Annotated in this window: 18 protein-coding genes and 1 tRNA gene; 8 read left to right on the top strand and 11 right to left on the bottom strand. The window is 72.2% G+C overall.

What is annotated here, in order from left to right; genetic code table 11:
* Positions 1 to 4 precede the first annotated feature (4 nt).
* Entirely contained in the window at positions 5 to 2,419 is a 2,415-nt protein-coding gene (locus ACFV9W_RS08030; protein ID WP_385756731.1) for a phosphoribosyltransferase, read from the top strand.
* Positions 2,420 to 2,433: 14 nt separating this feature from the next.
* Positions 2,434 to 3,234: an HAD family hydrolase gene (locus ACFV9W_RS08025; protein ID WP_385757060.1), complete on the top strand. Its 801-nt coding sequence runs from the start codon at positions 2,434 to 2,436 to the stop codon at positions 3,232 to 3,234.
* Positions 3,235 to 3,589: 355 nt separating this feature from the next.
* Here the strand turns inward: ACFV9W_RS08025 and ACFV9W_RS08020 are convergent, their stop codons facing one another.
* The 3 genes from ACFV9W_RS08020 to ACFV9W_RS08010 all read right to left on the bottom strand — a co-directional run bounded on the left by ACFV9W_RS08020 (position 3,590) and on the right by ACFV9W_RS08010 (position 5,875).
* Positions 3,590 to 3,802, bottom strand: coding sequence for a zinc ribbon domain-containing protein (locus ACFV9W_RS08020; protein WP_385756729.1), 213 nt, complete (start codon positions 3,800 to 3,802; stop codon positions 3,590 to 3,592).
* 15 nt (positions 3,803 to 3,817) lie between these two features.
* A complete protein-coding gene (locus ACFV9W_RS08015) occupies positions 3,818 to 4,330 on the bottom strand; it encodes a DUF4383 domain-containing protein (protein ID WP_385756727.1) in 513 nt (170 codons plus the stop codon).
* Between the two features lie 114 nt (positions 4,331 to 4,444).
* Entirely contained in the window at positions 4,445 to 5,875 is a 1,431-nt protein-coding gene (locus ACFV9W_RS08010; RefSeq protein ID WP_385756725.1) for a hypothetical protein, read from the bottom strand.
* 170 nt (positions 5,876 to 6,045) lie between these two features.
* On the opposite strand from ACFV9W_RS08010, the gene ACFV9W_RS08005 reads away from it, so the two are divergent.
* Positions 6,046 to 6,117, top strand: a tRNA-Val gene (locus tag ACFV9W_RS08005).
* Positions 6,118 to 6,141: 24 nt separating this feature from the next.
* Here the strand turns inward: ACFV9W_RS08005 and ACFV9W_RS08000 are convergent.
* Entirely contained in the window at positions 6,142 to 6,540 is a 399-nt protein-coding gene (locus ACFV9W_RS08000) for a hypothetical protein (protein WP_385757058.1), read from the bottom strand.
* A gap of 182 nt (positions 6,541 to 6,722) precedes the next feature.
* Here ACFV9W_RS08000 and ACFV9W_RS07995 point away from each other — a divergent pair, with 182 nt between their 5' ends.
* Positions 6,723 to 6,980, top strand: coding sequence for a DUF2277 domain-containing protein (locus ACFV9W_RS07995; protein ID WP_385756724.1), 258 nt, complete (start codon positions 6,723 to 6,725; stop codon positions 6,978 to 6,980).
* Here ACFV9W_RS07995 and ACFV9W_RS07990 read toward each other — a convergent pair.
* On the bottom strand, positions 6,968 to 7,600 hold the full coding sequence (locus ACFV9W_RS07990) for a DedA family protein (protein WP_385756723.1): 633 nt from the start codon (positions 7,598 to 7,600) through the stop codon (positions 6,968 to 6,970). The two genes, ACFV9W_RS07995 and ACFV9W_RS07990, sit on opposite strands and share 13 nt — an antisense overlap.
* A gap of 267 nt (positions 7,601 to 7,867) precedes the next feature.
* On the opposite strand from ACFV9W_RS07990, the gene ACFV9W_RS07985 reads away from it, so the two are divergent.
* Positions 7,868 to 8,383, top strand: coding sequence for a superoxide dismutase family protein (locus tag ACFV9W_RS07985; protein WP_385756721.1), 516 nt, complete (start codon positions 7,868 to 7,870; stop codon positions 8,381 to 8,383).
* A gap of 120 nt (positions 8,384 to 8,503) precedes the next feature.
* Here the strand turns inward: ACFV9W_RS07985 and ACFV9W_RS07980 are convergent, their stop codons facing one another.
* The 4 genes from ACFV9W_RS07980 to ACFV9W_RS07965 form a co-directional block, all read right to left on the bottom strand.
* Entirely contained in the window at positions 8,504 to 8,956 is a 453-nt protein-coding gene (locus ACFV9W_RS07980) for a DoxX family protein (RefSeq protein WP_385756720.1), read from the bottom strand.
* A gap of 96 nt (positions 8,957 to 9,052) precedes the next feature.
* On the bottom strand, positions 9,053 to 10,975 hold the full coding sequence (locus ACFV9W_RS07975) for an FAD/NAD(P)-binding protein (protein ID WP_385756719.1): 1,923 nt from the start codon (positions 10,973 to 10,975) through the stop codon (positions 9,053 to 9,055).
* A 560-nt stretch (positions 10,976 to 11,535) separates the two neighbouring features.
* Positions 11,536 to 13,215, bottom strand: coding sequence for an alkaline phosphatase D family protein (locus ACFV9W_RS07970; RefSeq protein ID WP_385756717.1), 1,680 nt, complete (start codon positions 13,213 to 13,215; stop codon positions 11,536 to 11,538).
* A gap of 106 nt (positions 13,216 to 13,321) precedes the next feature.
* The gene (locus ACFV9W_RS07965; RefSeq protein ID WP_385756715.1) at positions 13,322 to 13,993 is read right to left on the bottom strand and encodes an HNH endonuclease family protein; all 672 of its coding nucleotides are present in this window, start codon (positions 13,991 to 13,993) and stop codon (positions 13,322 to 13,324) included.
* Between the two features lie 245 nt (positions 13,994 to 14,238).
* On the opposite strand from ACFV9W_RS07965, the gene ACFV9W_RS07960 reads away from it, so the two are divergent.
* Complete coding sequence (locus ACFV9W_RS07960; RefSeq protein WP_385756713.1) at positions 14,239 to 14,988, top strand: DUF4142 domain-containing protein; 750 nt, start codon at positions 14,239 to 14,241, stop codon at positions 14,986 to 14,988.
* A gap of 176 nt (positions 14,989 to 15,164) precedes the next feature.
* The gene (locus ACFV9W_RS07955) at positions 15,165 to 15,842 is read left to right on the top strand and encodes an HAD family hydrolase (RefSeq protein ID WP_385756712.1); all 678 of its coding nucleotides are present in this window, start codon (positions 15,165 to 15,167) and stop codon (positions 15,840 to 15,842) included.
* 82 nt (positions 15,843 to 15,924) lie between these two features.
* Here the strand turns inward: ACFV9W_RS07955 and ACFV9W_RS07950 are convergent, their stop codons facing one another.
* Positions 15,925 to 16,755: a peptidoglycan-binding protein gene (locus tag ACFV9W_RS07950; protein ID WP_385756710.1), complete on the bottom strand. Its 831-nt coding sequence runs from the start codon at positions 16,753 to 16,755 to the stop codon at positions 15,925 to 15,927.
* A 255-nt stretch (positions 16,756 to 17,010) separates the two neighbouring features.
* Between ACFV9W_RS07950 and ACFV9W_RS07945 the strand changes: the two genes are divergently transcribed.
* Positions 17,011 to 19,083, top strand: a complete 2,073-nt coding sequence (locus ACFV9W_RS07945; RefSeq protein WP_385756708.1) for a DHA2 family efflux MFS transporter permease subunit — start codon at positions 17,011 to 17,013, stop codon at positions 19,081 to 19,083.
* On the opposite strand, the gene ACFV9W_RS07940 is transcribed toward ACFV9W_RS07945, so the two are convergent.
* Positions 19,010 to 19,564, bottom strand: coding sequence for a GNAT family N-acetyltransferase (locus ACFV9W_RS07940; RefSeq protein WP_385756706.1), 555 nt, complete (start codon positions 19,562 to 19,564; stop codon positions 19,010 to 19,012). The genes ACFV9W_RS07945 and ACFV9W_RS07940 overlap by 74 nt on opposite strands.
* Positions 19,565 to 19,579: the final 15 nt, after the last annotated feature.

Below are 19,579 nucleotides of genomic sequence, written 5' to 3'. Positions count from 1 at the left end.
GGAGATGAGAGGCAGCGGGAACGTGGTGTGGTCAGGGGAGTGGGTCGCCGAGCGGCTCGGGGTCGGGCTGACAGGTGACCGGGAGCTGCCCGGGCTGCTGGGGCTCGCGCTGCGGCGCAACCCCAAGAGAGCGCACCTGCTGGTGTCGAACGTGCTGGGCAAGCACGTCCCGCAGCGCCCCTCGGTGGTGTGGGGCGCGGGCCGCGAACTCGGCGTACGGGTGAGGGAGTTGCTGGGCGACGAGGCGGCGCGCCGCGCGGTCGTCCTCGGCTACGCGGAGACGGCGACGGGGCTCGGGCACTCGGTGGCCGACGGCCTGGCCCTCGCGCCCTATCTGCACTCCACGCGCAGGCCCGTCGAGGGCGTGGCCCGCGCGGGTGGCTTCGAGGAGTCCCACTCGCACGCCACCTCGCACCTGCTGCTGCCCGAGGACCCGCGGCTGCTCGCGGGGGACGGCCCGCTGGTCCTCGTCGACGACGAGTTCTCCACGGGGAACACGGTCCTGAACACCATCCGCGCGCTGCACGAACTGCACGCACGCGGCCACTACGTGATCGTCGCGCTCGTCGACATGCGCTCGCCGGGCGACCAGGGGCGGCTCGAGGAGTTCGCGCGCGAGATAGGGGCGCGGGTCGACCTCGTGGTCGCGGCGCGCGGGACGGTGCAGCTGCCGGACGGGGTGCTCGAGAAGGGGCAGGCGCTCGTCGCCGCGCACGAGGGCGGGCAGTTGCCCGCGCCCCGCCGGGAGCGCGCCGAGCTCATCCGTCTCGACGACCTCGGCTGGCCGCGGGGCGTGCCGGACGGCGGGCGGCACGGGTTCACGCCCGAGCACCGGGAGCGCCTCGAAGCGGCACTGCCCGGCATGGCCGCACGTCTCGCGCCGCACCTGGGCGGGGGCCGCGTACTCGTCCTCGGCAACGAAGAGCTGATGTACGCGCCGCTGCGCCTCGCCACCGAGCTGGAGGCGGCGGGCGCCGACGTCGCGTACTCCACCACGACCCGCTCGCCCGTCCTCGCCGTCGACGACCCCGGCTACGCGATCCGCAGCCGCCTCGTCTTCCCGGCACACGACGCCCCGGCGGACGGGCCGGGGGAGCGGTTCGCGTACAACGTCGCGGGGGGCGGCTTCGACACGGTCGTCGTCGTGCTCGACTCGGTGGGCGACACGGCCGAACTCGAAGGGCCCGGCGGGCTGTTGGAGCGGGTCGCCGAGCACGCGGCGCGCGTGGTCGTGGCCGTCGTGCCCTCGTACGTACCTCAGGAAAGGTCCCCCATGCCGCTGCCCGAGCCGCTGCGCGGTCCCGCGTTCTCCTCGTACGCGCCGGACGAGGTGGGGTGGCTGCTCCAGGACCTCTCGGACGTGCAGTTGGAGGCGCCGACGGAGGAGCGCGAGGAGGCCATCCAGGGCGGCGGCGCGCACTACGCGGAGTCGCTGCCGGTCGAGTACCAGCCCAGCGCGCAGTACCAGGAGCTGTTCCACGCGGCTCTCGAGGCGTCGGCGGGGCGCATAGCCCACGCGGTGGGCGTGGTCACCGAGACGGTGCTGGCCGAGCGTTCGCCGCGCCCCGTCCTCGTGTCGCTCGCCCGCGCGGGGACGCCGGTGGGCGTGCTGATGCGGCGCTGGGCGCAGCGGAGGCACGGCCTGGAGCTGCCGCACTACGCGGTGTCCATCGTGCGCGGCCGGGGGATCGACGCGAACGCGCTGCGCTGGCTCGCCGAGCACCACGATCCGGCGGATGTCGTGTTCGTCGACGGGTGGACCGGAAAGGGTGCCATCACGCGGGAACTCGCGGCGGCCGTCGCCGAGTTCGAGGGATTCGACCCGGAGATCGCCGTGCTCGCCGACCCGGGGTCGTGCGTGCGCACGTACGGGACGCGGGAGGACTTCCTCATACCCTCGGCCTGCCTCAACTCCACGGTGTCCGGGCTGATTTCGCGTACGGTGCTGCGCTCCGACCTGGTCGGGCCCGACGACTTCCACGGTGCGAAGTTCTACTCCGAGCTGGCCGGTTCGGACGTCTCCGGGCGGTTCCTCGACGCGGTGGAGGAGCGGTTCGCGGAGGTCGCGGACGCGGTCGACGCCGAGGTCAAGGAGTTGCAGGGGACCGACCGCACACCCACGTGGGAAGGGTGGGCGGCCGTCGAGCGGATCAGCGAGGAGTACGGGATCCACGACGTGAACCTGGTGAAGCCCGGGGTCGGCGAGACGACGCGGGTGCTGTTGCGGCGGGTGCCGTGGAAGATCCTGGCGCGCGAGGACGCCGGGGCGGACCTCGACCATGTGCGTCTGCTGGCGGAGCAGCGCGGGGTGCCGGTCGAGGTGGTCGGTGAACTCCCGTACACCTGCGTCGGGTTGATCCACCCGAAGTTCACGCGTGGGGCGACGGGGACGGACGGCAAGGCGGTGGCGGCCAAGTGACCACCACCACCACCATCACCACCGTCGTCGCGAGCGATCTCGACCGTACGCTCATCTACTCCGCCGGCGCGCTCGGCCTGACCGTGCCGGACGCCGAGGCGCCGCGGCTGCTCTGCGTCGAGGTGTACGAGGGCAGACCCCTGTCGTACGTCACCGAGGACGCGGCGGAGTTGCTGATCGAGCTGGGGCGGCGCGCGGTGTTCGTGCCGACGACCACGCGGACGCGGGAGCAGTACGGGCGGGTGCGGCTGCCGGGGGCGGCGCCGAAGTATGCGATCTGTGCGAACGGGGGGCACCTGCTGGTCGACGGGGTGTCGGATCCGGAGTGGCGGCGGGCCGTCGGGGAGCGGATCGAGTCGGAGTGCGCGCCGCTCGCGGAGGTGCGGGAGCGGATGGTCGGCGCGGCGGATCCGGCGTGGCTGCTCAAGGAGCGGGTCGCGGAGGAGCTGTTCGCGTATCTGGTCGTCGACCGGGCGGCGTTGCCCGAGGGGTGGGTCAAGGAGCTCGGGGAGTGGGCCGACGGGGTCGGTTGGGGTGTGTCGCTTCAGGGGCGGAAGGTGTATGCCGTGCCGAAGCCGTTGACCAAGGGGGCGGCGGTCTCCGAGGTCGCGCGGAGGGTTGGGGCGGGGCAGACGTTGGGGGCGGGGGATTCGTTGCTGGACGCGGATCTGCTCCGCGTGGTGGATCGGGGGTGGCGGCCCGGGCACGGGGAGTTGGCGGATGTGGGCTGGGTGTCGCCCGGGGTGACGGTGCTGGCTGAACGTGGGGTTTCGGCGGGGGAGGCGGTGTTGCGGGGGTTCCTCGGCTCGCTGTGAGGTTTGCGCGGCGCCGGGGTTTTGGGGCGGGTGCCGGGGTCGGCGCCCGTCGTCATGGGTGCGCGGCACCGGGGTGCCGCCTTGCCCACCCTGCCTTCCCCAAGCTCTCCGACAAGCTCCGAGCAGGGGAGACCCCATGAGGCGGCAGATTGCCCAAGGCGATGGCGGGCGGCACCGGACGGCGGCGGGTTGCCCGTGGCCGGGCGGCGCCGGGACTGCGCCACGGGTGGGGAGCCGGCCTCGCGGCAGATTGCCCAAGGCGGGACCGGATCATTAAGCCCCTGCGGCGATTGAGCAGCGGGGTCCGGGGCGGAGCCCCGAGGCGTGACGCCGGTGTCGGCCGTCCAGCCCCGGCTCAGCCGCAGCAGCCGCCTCCGCAGCATCCGCCGCCGCCTCCACCGCTCGGGGCCGGAGACGGTGCCGTGCCCGCCACCGACACCGTGGAGAGCAGCTTGGTCGTGTCCTCGTGGCCCTTGGGGCATGTGGCCGGGGCCGAGGAGGCGGACATGGGGCGGGAGAGTTCGAACGTCGTGGCGCAGCTGCGGCAGCGGTACTCGTAGCGTGGCATGCGCCAAGAGTACGGTCAGGCCCGGTCGGCCGGGGCGTGTCTGGCCTGCCAGTACGGATTGTCGTGCGGCAGCGTTCCGCTGACCCGCCCGTACATCCCGAAGCACATCAGCAGCAGGCCGACGACAAAGCTGAACAGCACGTTCTGGAGGCGGAACGCCAGGAAGTTGAGGTCGGTGTCCAGCAGCGCCAGGTTCACGAAGCCGCTGAGGATGAACAGGATGCCCAGCGTCATGTTGAGCGTGGACGCGAAGTTGCCGCCGATCAGCATGCCGACGAAGAGCAGCAGGCCGACGCAGATGGACAGGACGCTCAGCGCGCCGTTGGTGCTCAGGCCCGCGACGGTGTCCCCGCGGGTGTCGAAGAAGCCGATCTTGTCGATGAGGCCGAGGATGCCGAAGGCGAGCAGGACGAGCCCCATCAGGCCTGCTCCGGTGCGGTACACCTTGCTGAGCCGGTGGTCGAGGGGCAGATGCTCGTCGAGCCGGACATGGCGCCCGGGCCTGGGATGGAGTACGTGCGTGGACATGATCGCCTCGCCTCCTTGCACGACGCGGCACGTGTGCGCCTGACGTACGTACGTGACTCACGTACGTGACTCACGTACCTCAAGGGTCCGCCCGTCACCCGGCGAACGCCAACCTCAGACGCCGCCGCCCCGGTCCTCCCGGATCTGGGTGACGACGCGGGCCACCGTCCGCCGCACGCCCTCCGTCTCCGTCAGGAAGTGCCAGTAGTCGGGGTGCCGGCCCTCCAGGCCCGCGACGGCGCGGTCCAGGCGGGCCACCGACTCGTCGAGCGGGCGGGCGTGCCGCGGGTCGGGCGTGGAGCGGCCCGCCATGGCGAGGCGCTGCGCGTCCCGGATCGCGAAGCGGGTGCGGTCGATCTCCGCCCGCGGGTCCTTCGCCACCGCGTTCAGCCGCCGCAGGCGGTCGGAGGCGGCCGACACCGACTCGTCCGTCGCGTTCAGCAGTGCCCGCACCGTGGACAGCAGCGCCGTCGCGTTCGGCCAGTCCTGGCTTTCGCGGGCCGCGCGCGCTTCGGCGATCTTGGACTCGGCCTGCCGCACGTTCTCCGCGGCGGTGTCCGGCACGGACTGCAGGTCCTGCCAGCACGCGGCCGTGAACCGCCGCCGCAGCTCGCTGAGCACCGGCTCGACCTGCCCCGCCCGCGTCTGGAGCGCCTGGGCGCGGGTCCGCAGCGAGACGAGCCTGCGGTCGATCTCGGCCGCCCGCTCGGGCAGCCGCTCGGCCTCGGCCCGCACGGACTCGGCGCTCCGCGCGACCCGCTCGGCGCGCTCCAGCGTCTCCGGTACGCCGTGCTGCCCCGCGCCCTGGTTGAGCCTGGTCAGCTCGGGGCCGAGGGAGGCGAGCCGGGCCGCCAGGTCGTCGGCCTTCAGGCCCGCCTGCCGCACGGAGTCGAGCGCGGTCGTCGCGGCCAGCAGCGCCTGCCGCGCGCGCTCCACGGACGGGGCGACCCGCGCCAGCTGGGTCTCCGCCTTGCCGAGCAGCGGCCCGATGCCCTGCGCGAAGCGGTCCAGGTCCTGCTTGACCTGGGTCAACTGCTGCTTCGCCTGGGTCAGTTCGGCATGGGCGCGGGAGGCGGCGGAGGCCTCCAGGTCGTCCCGGTCCAGGTCGTGCGCGTCGACCGCGGTGATGTACTGCCCGCTCACCTCGTCGATCCGGCGGCCGAGGCCCGCGAAGTCGTCGACGGCGCGGCGGGCCGCCGGCGAGTCGTCGACCGCCGTGATCGTCTCTATCGAGATGCGCAGGTCCCGCTGGGCGGTGTCCAGCTCGTAGAAGGCCGCGGCCGCGTCGTCCTTGGCGGTCTGCGCCTGGGCGCGCTGCGACTCCGCGCGGCCCCCGAACCAGCGTCGGGTCCCTCCCGTGTTGAACGCGCCCGTGAGCGTGGCCGCCAGGAGGGGGAGCGGGAGGGCGGCGAGCGTCAGGGTGTCCTTGAGGGCGCTTCCGAAGGACGCCGCGGGCCGTCGGGTATCGGGGGCGGACGACTGACGCGGGTTCCTCGTGGTCGTCGTCGCCGTCACTAACCTCTCCCGCGCTGTCCGTGCCGTCATCAGCCCTGCCCGGTCCATTCTCCCATCGGTTAATGACGAACACACGGGTCCATTAGTTCGCGGTTCGGCGGGTGACTTTCGCCGGAGATTCGCCGGGGATCGCCTGATTGCCGAGCATGGGCATCGGCAAGGTAGGCTGTCGACTCGTCCTGGCCGCGCGCCGGGATCACGGGCGCGTAGCTCAGGGGTAGAGCGTCTGCCTTACAAGCAGAATGTCGGCGGTTCGAAACCGTCCGCGCCCACCGTGATGGAAGGCCCTCCGGCGATCAGGCCCGGGGGCCTTCGTCGTGTCCGGAGCCCTCTGGGGCGGGCTGCTCGTGTTCGGGCTCGGGGTCGGGCTCGTCGTGCACGTGCTTGAGGCGGGCGCGGGCCCGCACCGCGTCGCCGCCCGTCAGCTCGGACCAGTACCGGTGGCACGTCACGAAGACGGCCAGTTCCAGCTCGCGCCTGCGGAGTTTCTCGACCTCCGCCTGATCGTCCTCGCTCCAGCCGGGCGAGGCCGCGCGCTCCATCTTGCGCCACCCGTGCGTGTCCATGACGGCCTCGTGGGGCTCCACCGACCAGGGGAGCCGCTTGAGCAGGGCCAGGAGCTCGGCCCTGATCTGATGCAGCTCGGCCTGGCCGGCGAGGAGGTCGCCGGGGAAGTCGAAGTCGGAATCATCGATCGCTGCCACCCGGCAATGGTACGTCTGTTCGAATTCGGGGTGCGAGCAACTTCGGCCACTTCGGCGGGCAGTTCACGCGAACGTGTGGTCGACCGCATCTCCGGCCCGCTTCTCCGGCCCGCGTTTCCGGCCCGTGGGTCGATCGCCGGGTGCGGGGCGCCCCGCAGCGGCAGACTGGAGGCATGTGCCGCAGCATCCAGACCCTCCGCCCGCCCGTGCTCCCCGAGGAGGCCACCGAGGACGAGATCAGGGCCGCGGCCCTGCAGTACGTGCGGAAGGTGTCCGGCTTCCGTGCGCCGGCCGCGCACAATCGCGAGGTGTTCGAACGGGCGGTGGACGACATCGCCCGCGCGACCGCCGAACTGCTCGACGGCCTGGAGGTACGCGGGTCCGCGTCCGCGCAGTCGAAGCGGCCCCCGGAGCCCGCTCAGGCCTCCTGAGCCGCCGGTACCGGCCGCCGCATCACGTACGCCGCCACCGCGCCAGCGCCCACCAGGGCGAGGACGGAGACGACGGTGGAGAGCCAGCTCGCGCCCAGCCACTGCGCGCCGAAATAGCCGAGCGCCACGCTGTACGCGGCCCAGGCGACGCCCGCCGCCGCGGACCACGGCAGGAACTCGCGGACCCGCCGGTGCGCCGTGCCGGCCGCGAAGGAGACGACCGAGCGGCCCGCGGGCGCGAACCGGGCGATGATCACCAGCAGCCCGCCGCTGGAGCGCGCGAGCGCCCCGCCGAGACGTTCCTGCGCGGTGCTCAGGCGCCGGGAGCGGGCGAGGGCGCGGTCCAGGCGTTCGCCGCCGCGCCAGGCGATCCGGTAGGCGACCAGGTCGCCGAGGACCGAGGCGGTCGCCGCGCAGAGCGTGAGGGCGAGCAGGTCCGGAAGGTTGGGGTGCGGCACGCCGCCGGTGGCGGCGGCGCCGCCCGCGGTCGCGGTGGCCGCGGCGATCACGAGGAAGCCGCTGGGCAGCACGGGCACGAACACGTCGAAGACGACGGAGAGCGCCACGATCGCGTAGATCCACGAGCTGTCGGTCAGTGACCCCAGGACGTTCTGCAGCACTGTTCGCCTACTCCCGTACGGACCGTTCCGGTGCCAACCGGCTGTTCTCCGGCCGTTCCCTCCCGACAGGAGCGGCTGACATGACAGCTGTACAGCGTACGCCTCGGAAGTGGCTGAAGTGACGAAAGGGACACAGTTGTTCCGGATCTCACGTTCCCGCGTGTTCCTGCCGTGATGGGTCGGTCACGTGCCGTACCAAAAACTCACCAAGAGGACGGGTCTGGTGACCCCGGGTGAACGGAGGAAACGGGAATGAAGGCAAAAATCGTGACGGGTGCACTCGCCGCGGCCCTGCTCGCGGTGAGCAGCGGCACCGCCGGCGCGACGACGAGTTACTGGGTGCGGGCGGCGGGGCACTTCTCGCCGCCGAACGCGTTCGTCGCGTCGTCGGCGCTCACGTACGACAAGGCCCTCGTGCCACCGGCGTCGGCGATCCAGGTGGCGCAGCACGGCACCGACTCCGGCATGACGGTGAGCCTGCGGGTGCGAGGGCTCGTCCCAGGTCACGAGTACGGCGCGCACGTGCACCAGAAGGCGTGCGGCGCCGACCCCGAGGCGGCGGGCGGGCACTACCAGAACGTGGTGGACCCGGAGCGGGTGACCGAGGAGAACGAGCTCTGGCTCGACTTCACCGCCGACGAGGACGGCGACGGCGGGGCGAAGGTCCACAAGAAGTGGGGGCTGCGGCCGGGTGGTGCGGGCTCCGTCGTGATCCACGACAAGCCGGGCTCGTCGGGGGAGCGGGTGGCGTGCTTCTCGGTGCCGTTCACCTCGGTTTCCTGAGGTCTTTCTGAGATCCTTCTGAGGTCTCCCTGGGGCCTCTCTGGGTCCTCGCGCGTACGACGGCGGCCCGCCCTCCACGAGTTCACGTGGGGAGCGGGTCGCCGTCGTGCGCGCGGGGGATCAGGCCGGGACGGCCTCGCCGGCCGGGGCCGGCTCCTCGGTCCGCTCGCCGCGTCCGGCGAAGAGGCGGTCGAGGCCGAGGGCGCCGGAGCCGGTGAAGACGAGCAGCAGCATCGCCCAGCAGAACATCACGGAGGGCTCGCCGCCGTTCTGGAGCGGCCACAGGGCCTCGGGCTGGTGGACCTTGAAGTACGCGTAGGCCATCGAGCCGGACGCGATGAAGGCGGCGAAGCGGGTGCCGAGGCCGAGCAGCACGAGGGCGCCGCCGACGAGCTGGATCACGGCCGCGTACCAGCCGGGCCAGGTGCCGGTCGGGACCGTGCCGCCGTTGCCCATGGCGCCGCCGAGGACGCCGAAGAGCGAGGAGGCGCCGTGGCAGGTGAAGAGCAGGCCTATGACGATGCGGAAGAGGCCGAGAGCGTAGGGCTGGGCGCTGTTCAGACGTCCAGTCATGGTGGGGCTCCTTCGGTCGGTGGGGACGAAACCGAGAGCACCGGCGCGAGGAGCGCCTTCATCGCCGCTGCCGCCACCGGTGTGGGGCGCCACAGATTAGGGGAACCTAATTAGTGCTTGCAAGTTCAACATCCGGCCATGATCGGCCTCCGCTTCGGTCGCTGTACCAGTGGTGGCCAGGGCCGCGCGGGCCACTGCGTCGGCGTCGGAGAGGGTGACCGAGTCGACGCCCGGGCGGGCTCCCGCGGCGGTCACCCAGTGCACTCCCTCGGTGGGCACGCCGAAGGCGAACCGCCGTGCGTGCGAACGACCCTGACGGTCGATCAGGTGATACGGGCGGGGCGTGACGTCGAGGCCTCCGGTCTCGTGTCCTTCGACTCGGTGCGGGCGGGCGCCGCCGGTCTTCAGGAGCTGTTCGAGCAGGTCGTCGGCGGTCCTGCGGAGGTCCGGCTCGGGCAGTCGGGCCTCGACGAGTGTGGTGACCCTCACGGTCGAACCGGGCACATCGGGTGAGTGTGCGATGAAACGGCCGTCCCGCGCCGCCACCTCCATGCGCGGACCCACCACGGTCAGGGCGCCGGCCTCGATCAGCGCGGTCAGTTCCTCGATGCGGCGCCGGGGCGGACCGATCGACAGGAACGCGTTGAGCGGGGTGTACCACCGGTCGAGGTGGTCGCGGCGCGACGGTCCGGTCAGGCCGCCGTGGTCGACGACGAGACGCAGTTCGTTGCGGAGGTCGCGCAGCACGTCGAGGGCGGCTTTCACGGGTCCGTCGACGTTGCCGAGCGCGGCGTGCGCGGCGTCCTCGCGAAGATGGCCGAGAAGCCAGGCGCGCCATGTGGCGGGGGAGGTGTACGTGCGGCCCGAGGCGGGGCGGGCGACGTGGTCCCAGGACCAGAGCCGGTTCTGGGGTACCTCGAACTCCCGGAGGACGGCGGCCTCTTGGGGGGAGCGGTGGGGTGTGGAGAGGAAGCGTTCGCGGAATTTTTTGTAGGTGCGGGGCGGTCGGGCCTGGGAGGTCCGTAGGAGCGTCTCGTAGTAGACCGTTTCGACCTCCTTCGCGACCAGCGGCCAGATGTCGGCGAGGAAGTCGGGGGCGTCGCCGGAGTCGGCACGTTTGCGGAATCCGGCTATCAACTTCGGTGTGAGTACGGCGGGTTGGTGGCGGCCGTACGCGCCCTTGGCGTTGTCGCCGCGTGCCTGGTGCGGTATGCCGCGGCGCGAACCGGCGTACAGGCGGGGCTCGTTGCCTGAGGGTATGTAGCGCAGGCCGCCGTCCGCCGTGCGTACGTGGCGGCCGCCGCGGCCCTCCGTCAAGAGGGCCATGTGGTCGAAGAAGTTGAGGCCGAGGCCGCGCAGCAGCACCGGTTCGCCGGGGGCGAGGCCGCTCAGGTCGAGGTCGGCCGGGTTGGCGGGCGGGACGTGGCGCAGGCCGTGCCGCCGGGCGTACTCGGTGAGGTCGCGCTCGGCCGGGGCGGCGACGGCGGGCAGGTGGCCCTGGGCGAGGACGACCGCGTGCAGGCCGGTGAGGCGGCGGCCGTCGGCGAGGGTGAGGGTCTGCAGGCCGTCCTCGGCGTCGTCGAGGCGGACGGCGCGGGTGGCGTGCGCGACGACCTCCACGGAGGCGGGGGCGGCGGCGACCGTCTCCGCGAACACCCAGCGCAGGTAGCGGCCGTACTGGGCGCGGGTCGGATACGCGTCGGGGTCCACCGGTACGTCGTGCCGCGCGGCCCACTCGTACAGGCTCGGTCCCGGGCGGACCGGGCCCGAGCAGTCGACGCTGTCGTCGGTGAACAGGGTGACCTGCGAGGCGACCGTGTTCATCAGGAGCTCCGGCGCCTGGTCCGTGCGCCAGACCGCGCCCGCGCCCGGTGGGTGCGGGTCGATCAGGTGGACCGTGAGCCGGGCGCCGGGCGGCAGGAGCTCGTCCGCCGACGCGGTGAGCCGTTCCAGGACGCTGGTGCCGCGTGGTCCCGCGCCGACGATGGCGACGGCGGGCTCGGGGTGGGGGACGGGCAAGGTGTGACTCCCGTGGCATGTGGGGCTGCTGGGAAGCGGGGGACGGGGTCATCATGCCGGTTCCCTTCGGGGAGTGGTGGGGGTGTGGGCGGGGTCACCCGGTTCTGGTGGGTGTTGGTGGCTGGGAGTGTCCTCCCACGTCGCGGGGCTCTGCCCCGGGCCCCGCGCCTCAATCGCCGGCGGGGCTGGAGTTTGTGCGCCGGGCCGGGCCTTGCGCCGCGATTGCCCTACGTCGCGGGGCTCTGCCCCGGGCCCCGCGCCTCAATCGCCGGCGGGGCTGGAGTTTGTGCGCCGGACCGGATCTTGCGCCGCGATCGCCCTACGTCGCGGGGCTCTGCCCCGGGCCCCGCGCCTCAATCGCCGGCGGGGCTGGAGTTGCCCGCCGAACCGGCCTCGTGCCTCGATTGCCCCACGACGCGGGGCTCTGCCCCGGACCCCGCTGCTCAATCGCCGCAGGGGCTTGAGTTGCCCGTCCTCCGCCTCAAGGGCCGCAGGGGCTTGAGTTGCCCGTCCCCCGCCTCAAGGGCCTCAGGAGCTTGAATAAAGTGCCCCCCCCGGCCTCAAGGGCCCGAAAGCGAACGCTCCTCCGCTCGGAGCAGGCCGTGGGATGCGGTTGCCTGGTCCAGGGTTAGGGAGGCCGCGCGGCCGCGCAGGGTCAGGGTCATCAGTTGGTTGCCGAACCAGGGGCCGCCCGTTCGGGTCCAGGAGATGTGCGGGGTGCCCGCGCGGGCGTGGCGGGCGAAGCGGCGGCCGAGGATGCGGCCGAAGCGGCTCCAGCCGAAGCGGAAGCCGACGCGGATGGACGCCGGGACGGAGTTGTGGACCGGGGAGCAGGTGAGTTGCAGGACGCGGGCGCTCGGCGCCTCGGTGCCCGCGGGCCAGGTCGGCTCGGCGACGTACGCGTGGTGGACGTCGCCGGAGAGGACCGAGATGGTCGCCGGTGCGGAGGAGCCTGAGCCTGCTTCCGCGATCAGGTCGGCGAGCATCATGAACGACGCCGGGAACGCCGCCCAGTGCTCCAGGTCCGCCCTGCGCCGCAGATCCTCCCCGAACCGCGCCCAGCGCGGCCCCCGTTCGCCCCGGCACAGCGCCGCGTTCCAGCCCTCCGCGTCGTGGATGAGGTGCGGGAGCAGCCAGGGCAGCGACGTGCCGATGAGGAGGTGGTCGTACGTGCCGTGGTCCGCGAGGGCCTGTTCGCGCACCCACTTGGCCTCGCTGGGCGCGAGCATCGCCCGGTTCTGTTCGTCGAGGACGCGGGCCGCCCGCGTGTCCAGCATCAGCAGCCGTACGCGGCCGAAGTCGCGGCGGTAGCTCCAGCGGACCGAGGCGGGATCGGCGTCCGCGCGGGCCGCGAACTCCCGCAGCGCGTCCGTGCCGTCGGGGGTCGCGCGCACCGCCGCGTAGACCGGGTCGGTGGCGAGGGCGGCGGGCGAGAGGTTGCCGATGTGCTGGTGCACCCAGTAGGACATCAGGCCGCTCAGCAGTCGCTCGCGCCACCACGGCACCTTGCGCATGTCCGCGAGCCAGGCGGCGCTGGTGTTCCAGTCGTCTATCAGGTCGTGGTCGTCGAAGATCATCGCGCTCGGGACCGTCGACAGGAGCCAGCGGACCTCCGGGTCGAGCCACGACTCGTAGTAGAGGTGTGTGTACTCCTGGTAGTCCGCGACCTCCGTGCCGGGCGGCTCCGACAGGTCGCGGCGGCGGGCGAGCCACGCTTGCGTCGCCGGGGAGGTCTCGTCCGCGTAGACCTGGTCGCCGAGGAGCACGAGGACGTCGGGGCGCTCGCCGTCCGGGTCCGCGGCGATGCGGGCGGCCAGGGTGTCGAGGGCGTCGGGGCCCACCGGGTCGTGCTCTTCCCCAAGCTCTCGAACATGCTCGAGCAGGGGAGACCCCATTGCCGGCGGCGCCGCCCAGCGGCAGGAGCCGAACGTGACGCGGACCGGGGTGTCCGCGTCGTACGCCGGGGTGCGGATGGTGCTGGCCGGGAACGGGGAGTCGGGCAGCGGCCAGACCCCGCCGCCGTCGAGGATCACCTCGTACGCGGTCTCCGTGCCGGGAGTGAGCCCGGTCACCGGGACCAGCGCGTAGTGGTGCCCGTCGACCTGGAACGTGGGTGCGCTGCCCGACGCGCCGTCCGCGCAGCGCACCTCGGCGACGCAGGGCCGGCTCGCCTCGACCCACACCGTCGCCGTCTCCTCGTCCACATACCGCAGCAGTGGTCCAAGGCGCAGCCTCGCCACGTGATCGCCTCCGCTCGTGTCCCCGACGTTCCGGTCCCGTACGGTACGGAACGTCGGCGGCGGGCGGGACGGTTCCGGCAATACCCGAACGACCTGGCCGGGGGCCTCAGCAGCCGCTGAGCCCCGACTGGATCGCCGACTTCTCCGCCGGGTCGACGCTGAGCGCGTAGTGGTGCTTCACCTGGACCCACATCCGCAGATACGTGCAGGTGTACTCGGTGCGCGAGGGCATCCACTCGGCCGGGTCCTGGTCGCCCTTGGACTGGTTGACGTTGTCGGTGACCGCGATGAGCTGCGGGCGCGTGAGGTCGTTGGCGAAGCCCTGGCGCTCGTCGTTGGTCCAGGCGCTCGCGCCCGACTTCCACGCCTCGGACAGCGGGACGATGTGGTCGATGTCGACGTCGGACGCGGCCGTCCAGGTCTCGCCGTCGTACTCCGAGTACCAACTCCCGGATGTCGCCGCACAGTCGGACCCCGTCTGGACGTCCTTGCCGTCGCGTTTGAGGACTTCCTCGCGGGTGTTGCACGAGCCGGACTGGGTGATCCAGTGCGGGAACTTCTCGCGGCTGTAGCCGTCGGAGGAACCTTCCGCCTTCTCGGTCAGCTCGCCGAGGTAGGTACGGGCGGTGGCCCCGCTGATGGGGGTGGGCGGGGAGGCCTGCGCGGACTGGGTGGTCAGCAGCAGGGCGAGCGCGGTGGTGCCTGCGGCGGCTCCGGCGATCGATATTCGACGCGCGTAGAACCGGCGGGCGCGGTGCGAGCGTGAGGTGCGGCGCATGTGAACTCCCTGGATGTGGGGTGGAGTTACGGGGGTCTGTCGTGCGGCGTGCTGTGGGGTGCCGCGTGTGGCAGGGGCGCGTCAATATGGTGGCGGGCCGGGCGGTCGATCACAAGTGGGCCCCACGAAACGGGAGTTGGCCGGGGGTGGGCGTGAAAAAGAACGAGGGGATTTCGCCGGGCGCTGATCAGTGCGGGGCCCGCGTCCGTACTCTCCGGTGACCCTCGTACGTGACTGGAGGCACCATGCGACTCTCGCGCTCCACGGCCGGAAACCTCTTCGTGATCGGCGCGTTGATCGTGACCGTCTCGGCCCTGGCCTATCCGGCGATGCTCGGCGTGCAGAACACGACCACGACCCAGACACGCGTCGTCGCCAGCACCCGCTGGGGTCCGCTCACCGAGGCCGACCGGGACTTCGTGGTCAAGGTCAGATCGGCCGGCCTGTGGGAATTCCCCCTGGGGCAGGAGGTGCTGAAGCGCGGGACGACGCCGGAGATGAAGACGGCCGGTCGGCATCTCGTCGTCGGGCACGCGCTTCTGGACGCCAGCTGCCGCAAGATCTCCCAGGACATGGGCATCACCCTGCCCAATCAACCCACGGCGCAGCAGCAGCAGTTCGTGGCGACCGTGGTGTCCAAGCGCGGCACCGAGTTCGACTCCACGGCGTCGAACATCATGCGCGTGACGCACGGGCAGATCTTCCCCGCCGTCAGCAACATCCGGGCGACCACGCAGAACTCCGAGATACGGCGGCTCGCGAACGAGGCCAACGACGTGGTGCGCGACCACATGGAGGTCCTGGAGAAGACCGGGCTCGTCAACATGGACCAGGCCCTCGCCGAGCAGACCGGGCCGCCGCGGGTCCCGAAGTCGCAGATGACGCCGCCGGCGCCGCAGCCCGGTGCGCCGCAGGTCGCCCTGATCGCGCCGCCGGGGCTGTCGAATCCGTATACGAAGACGTTCCCGTCGTCGCCGCCGACGACGACGGGCTGAGCGGCGGGGTGAAGGGCTGTGGGGAGGGGTGGGGTGCGGTTCGTGGGGGGCGGGTGGCGATCTTCGGGGGAGTTTTTGTATCGTGGAGAAACAAAGTGGCACCCGCCCGTTCAACCCTGACCAGCGGGCGGGGCCGCCTTGTCCCTCTCACGCCTCCACAGGTCTGGAGCCCGCCGATGCCGGCCTCGCCCACGGTGCCCACTGTTCTCAAGGCGCGCGCCCTCCTCCTCGACATGGACGGCACCCTCGTCAACTCCGACGCCGTCGTCGAGCGGATCTGGCGCCGCTGGGCCGCCGCCCACGGATTCGACGCCGAGCACGTCCTCTCCGTCGCGCACGGCCGCCAGGCCCACGCCACGCTCGCCGAGCTGCTGCCCGAGCGGCCGATGGCGGAGAACTACGCGGACAACGCGCGGATGCTCGCCGAGGAGACCTCCGACGTGGAGGGCGTCGTCGAGATCCCCGGCGCGGCCCGCTTCCTCGACGCGGTCGCGGCCAGCGGCGTTCCGTACGCCCTCGTCACCTCGGCCGACCTCGCGCTGTCCACCGCGCGGATGGGGGCGGCGGGGCTCGCGTATCCGGCGGTTCGGGTGACCGCGGAGAACGTGGGGGCCAGCAAGCCCGATCCCGAGGGGTTCCTGAAGGGGGCCGCCGAGCTGGGGGTCGATCCGGCGGACTGTGTGGTGTTCGAGGACTCGGGGGCGGGAATCTCGGCGGGGCGCTCCGCGGGGATGCGGGTTGTGGGGGTTGGGCCGCGCGCCCTGGCGCATGGGGCGACCGTGTGTGTTCCGGATCTTTCGGGTGTGCGGGTTGAGGGTTTGGCCGGTGGTGGGGTTGCGCTGCGCGTGGGGTGACGGGTTTTGCCCTGGGCCATAGAGGTTTTGGGGCGTCGCGGGTTTCGGCCTGTAGTGGCTGGGCGCGCAGTTCCCCGCGCCCCTAATGCCAGCGGCTCCGTTGGTTTCCGGTTTCGCGTTCCAGAGCTGTGCGTGTCGCTGGGCCGTATTCGCCGCGGGTGTCGTCGGTGATGCCGCGGGAGAGCTGGTAGGTGCTGAGCGCGGATTCCGTGGGGCCGTCGAAGTCGCCGGTGATGTCGCCGACGTAGAGGTTCAACTGCCTCAGGCGCCACTGGAGTTCGGCGACCTCGCGACCGCTGTCGCCCCTGCGCAGGGTCGTCGCGTCCGCCGAGGGCCGCGACGTCGTGCGGGAGGGCGAAGGGGACGGGCTCCGTTCGTGCTTCCTGGAGTCCGTGTCGGGCTTCTTCCTGGTCGGTGTGGGGGAGGCGCTGACCGTATGCGAGCGGGTCGGTGTGGGCGACGCGGACGGTGAGGGCTTCGCCGAAGGGGACGCGGAGCGCGTGGTGGGGGTCGCCGGGCGGGACGGGGCGGACGGCAGCGCCGTCGCCGTCGCCGCCGTGTTGTCCGAGGCGGACGCGCCGTCGTCGCCCGGAGACGTGATCAGCACCGTCACCAAGGTCGCCACGCTCAGCACGCCCGTGACCGCGGACAGCAGCAGCATCCGGCCGTGCCTGGGCGGCTCGTCCTGCGCCCGCCCGTCGTCGTCGGCGTCGTCCCCGGTGTGCGGGGGCGGCGGCGGATACGCGTACGGGTCCGCGACCCGTGGCGGGGGCGGCTGGGAGGGCTCTGAGAGCGAAACGTAGGGGCGGACACGGAGCGGAGCGAAAGCTTCCGGCTCGCAGGCGCAGGACGCCGCGCCGTCGGGCCCCTCCTCGGTCCCGCACTCCGGACACGTACGACGTTCATCGCTCACTGCTCGATACCCCCCTGCAGGACGCCCGAGCCCCCCGCCCGGTCGTTGCAGCGCATTATGCAGACCCGCGGGCCCCTGCCGCAGCGCCGGTCCCATAAACGCTTGTCGTCACCCGTGTGCACACGGTGACCGGAGATCGTCGCGCAAAACTTCGTGCGCCGCATGACTCAACAGGCCAAACCTGGTCACACCTACCAGGATGGGAAGTACCAAGCACCCGGCTCAGTCCACGCCGGGCCGGCTTCGGAGGTGGCCATGAGCAGCCAGGACATCGACGCCGTGGGGCCCGGAGACAGCGGTCGTGGAGCGCCCGCCGCGCCCAAGGAGAACGCCAAGTCCGGCGGCGTCCTCGTGTCGATCGGCGCACTGCTGCTCGGCATGCTGCTGGCCTCGCTCGACCAGACGATCGTGTCGACGGCCCTGCCGACCATCGTCAGCGATCTGGGCGGCCTGGAACATCTGTCCTGGGTCGTCACCGCGTACATGCTCGCCGCGACGGCGGCGACCCCGCTGTGGGGGAAACTCGGCGACCAGTACGGGCGCAAGAAGCTGTTCCAACTCGCCATCGTCATCTTCCTGGTGGGCTCGGCGCTGTGCGGACTCGCGCAGGACATGGGGCAGTTGATCGGCTTCCGTGCGCTGCAGGGACTCGGCGGCGGCGGCCTGATGGTGCTGTCCATGGCGATCGTCGGCGACATCGTCTCGCCGCGTGAACGCGGCAAGTACCAGGGCCTGTTCGGTGCGGTCTTCGGCGCGACGAGCGTCCTCGGGCCGCTGCTCGGCGGCCTGTTCACCGAGCACCTCAGCTGGCGCTGGGTCTTCTACGTCAACCTGCCGATCGGCGTCGTCGCGCTCCTCGTGATCGCCGCGGCCCTGCACATCCCGGTCCACGCCCGCAAGCACCGCATCGACTACCTCGGCACGTTCCTCGTTGCGTCCGTCGCCACCTGCCTCGTCCTGGTCGCCTCGCTCGGCGGCACGACGTGGGCGTGGGGCTCGCCGCAGATCATCGGGCTCGCGATCCTGGGTGTGCTCCTCGGAGTCGCCTTCGTGTTCGTCGAGTTCAGGGCGGCGGAACCGGTCCTGCCGATGCGCCTGTTCCGGGTCCGCACCTTCACCCTGTCGGCGGTCATCAGCTTCGTCATCGGCTTCGCGATGTTCGGCGCGATGACGTACCTGCCGACGTTCCTGCAGGTCGTGCAGGGCGTCACGCCGACCATGTCCGGTGTGCACATGCTGCCGATGGTCCTCGGCATCCTGCTGTCGACCACGCTGTCCGGGCAGGTCGTCAGCCGCACCGGGCGCTGGAAGGTCTTCCCGGTCGCCGGCACCGCCATCACCATGATCGGGCTGCTGCTCCTGCACAACATGGACGAGCACACGGCCACCGGCATCATGAGCCTGTACTTCTTCGTCTTCGGCGCGGGCCTCGGCCTCGTCATGCAGGTCCTGGTCCTGATCGTGCAGAACGCCGTCCCGTACGAGGACCTGGGCGTGGCCACATCGGGCGCCACGTTCTTCCGGTCCATCGGCGCCTCGTTCGGTGTGGCGATCTTCGGCACGATCTTCGCGAACCAGCTCGCGAGCAAGCTCGGCGACGCCCTCGCAGGCCGGCAGCTGCCACCCGGCGTCACCCCGGACTCGCTCGGCGCCGACCCGCGCGGCATCGCCTCCCTGCCACCGGATCTGCAGGCACCGGTGATCCACGCCTACTCCACGTCCATCACGGACGTCTTCCTGTACGCCGTCCCGGTCACGCTGCTCGCCTTCGCGCTCGCGCTGCTGCTGCACGAGGACCCGCTGCGCGGCTCGGTCACCGCGCCCGACGTCACCGAGACGCTCGCCAGCAACCCCGTCGAGCGCTCCTCCTACGACGAGGCGGTGCGCGCCCTGTCCACGCTCGGCAGCCGCGAGGGGCGCCGCGAGGTGTACGAGAAGATCACCGCGAGGGCCGGCTACGACCTGCTGCCCGCGGCGAGCTGGCTGGTCCTGCGCACCCATCGCAACGGGTGGGCCGAGCCGGGCGTCCTCGCCGAGTACACGGCGATCCCGCTGCCCGTGATCCTCGACGCGGCCCGGCAGGTCGAGGAGCGCCACCTCGCCGTGCGCGAGGGCCCCGACCTGATCCTCACCGACGAGGGCCGGGTGGTCGCCGAACGCCTCGGGCGGGCCCGCGAGGAGTCCCTCGCCGAACTGCTCGGCGACTGGTGGGGCCCGGACCGGCCCCGCGACCTCGTCGAGCTGGTCGCCGACCTCAACGCGGAGATGTGCGGCTCGGACGCGGAGCGGCCGCACGCGCGGGCCGGGACGGCGCCAGCGGCTTCCTGAACCAGTGCTCGGCGTACGTGTCGGCGTTGTGCGGCGCCGTCTCCGCGTAACCGAGCCGCGCGTACAGGGCCCGGGCCTCCACCAGGTCGCCGCGGGTGTCGAGGCGGATCGCGCTGGCGCCGAGCGCGCGGGCGGCGTCCTCGGCCGCGGCGACGAGGAGCGCGGCGCCGCCCTTGCCGCGCAGCTCCTCGCGTACGTAGACGCGCGTGAGCTCGGCGGTGTCCGCGGCCACGAGCCGAACGCCGGCCGTCCCCGCGGGCTCCCCCGCGTACCGGGCGAGCAGCAACCGGCCGCTCGGCGGCGCCAGTTCGCTCCCTGACTCGGCGGCGATCTCCCGCTCCAGCTCGACCGGGTCCGTGACGTGCCCCTCGTGCAGCAGGTACCAGCGGTCGCTCATCTCCGTGTAGTACGCGCGCCAGAGCGCGGTCGCCGCGGGGGAGTCGTACGGCTCGGGGGAGACGGTCCAGGACGTGGTGTTCATGGGACATGGTGGGGC

The organism is Streptomyces sp. NPDC059897, assembly GCF_042730865.1.
Classification (GTDB): Bacteria; Actinomycetota; Actinomycetes; order Streptomycetales; family Streptomycetaceae; genus Streptomyces.
The sequence above is the reverse complement of the archived record's forward strand: the minus strand, read 5'-3'. Positions and strand labels throughout refer to the sequence as shown.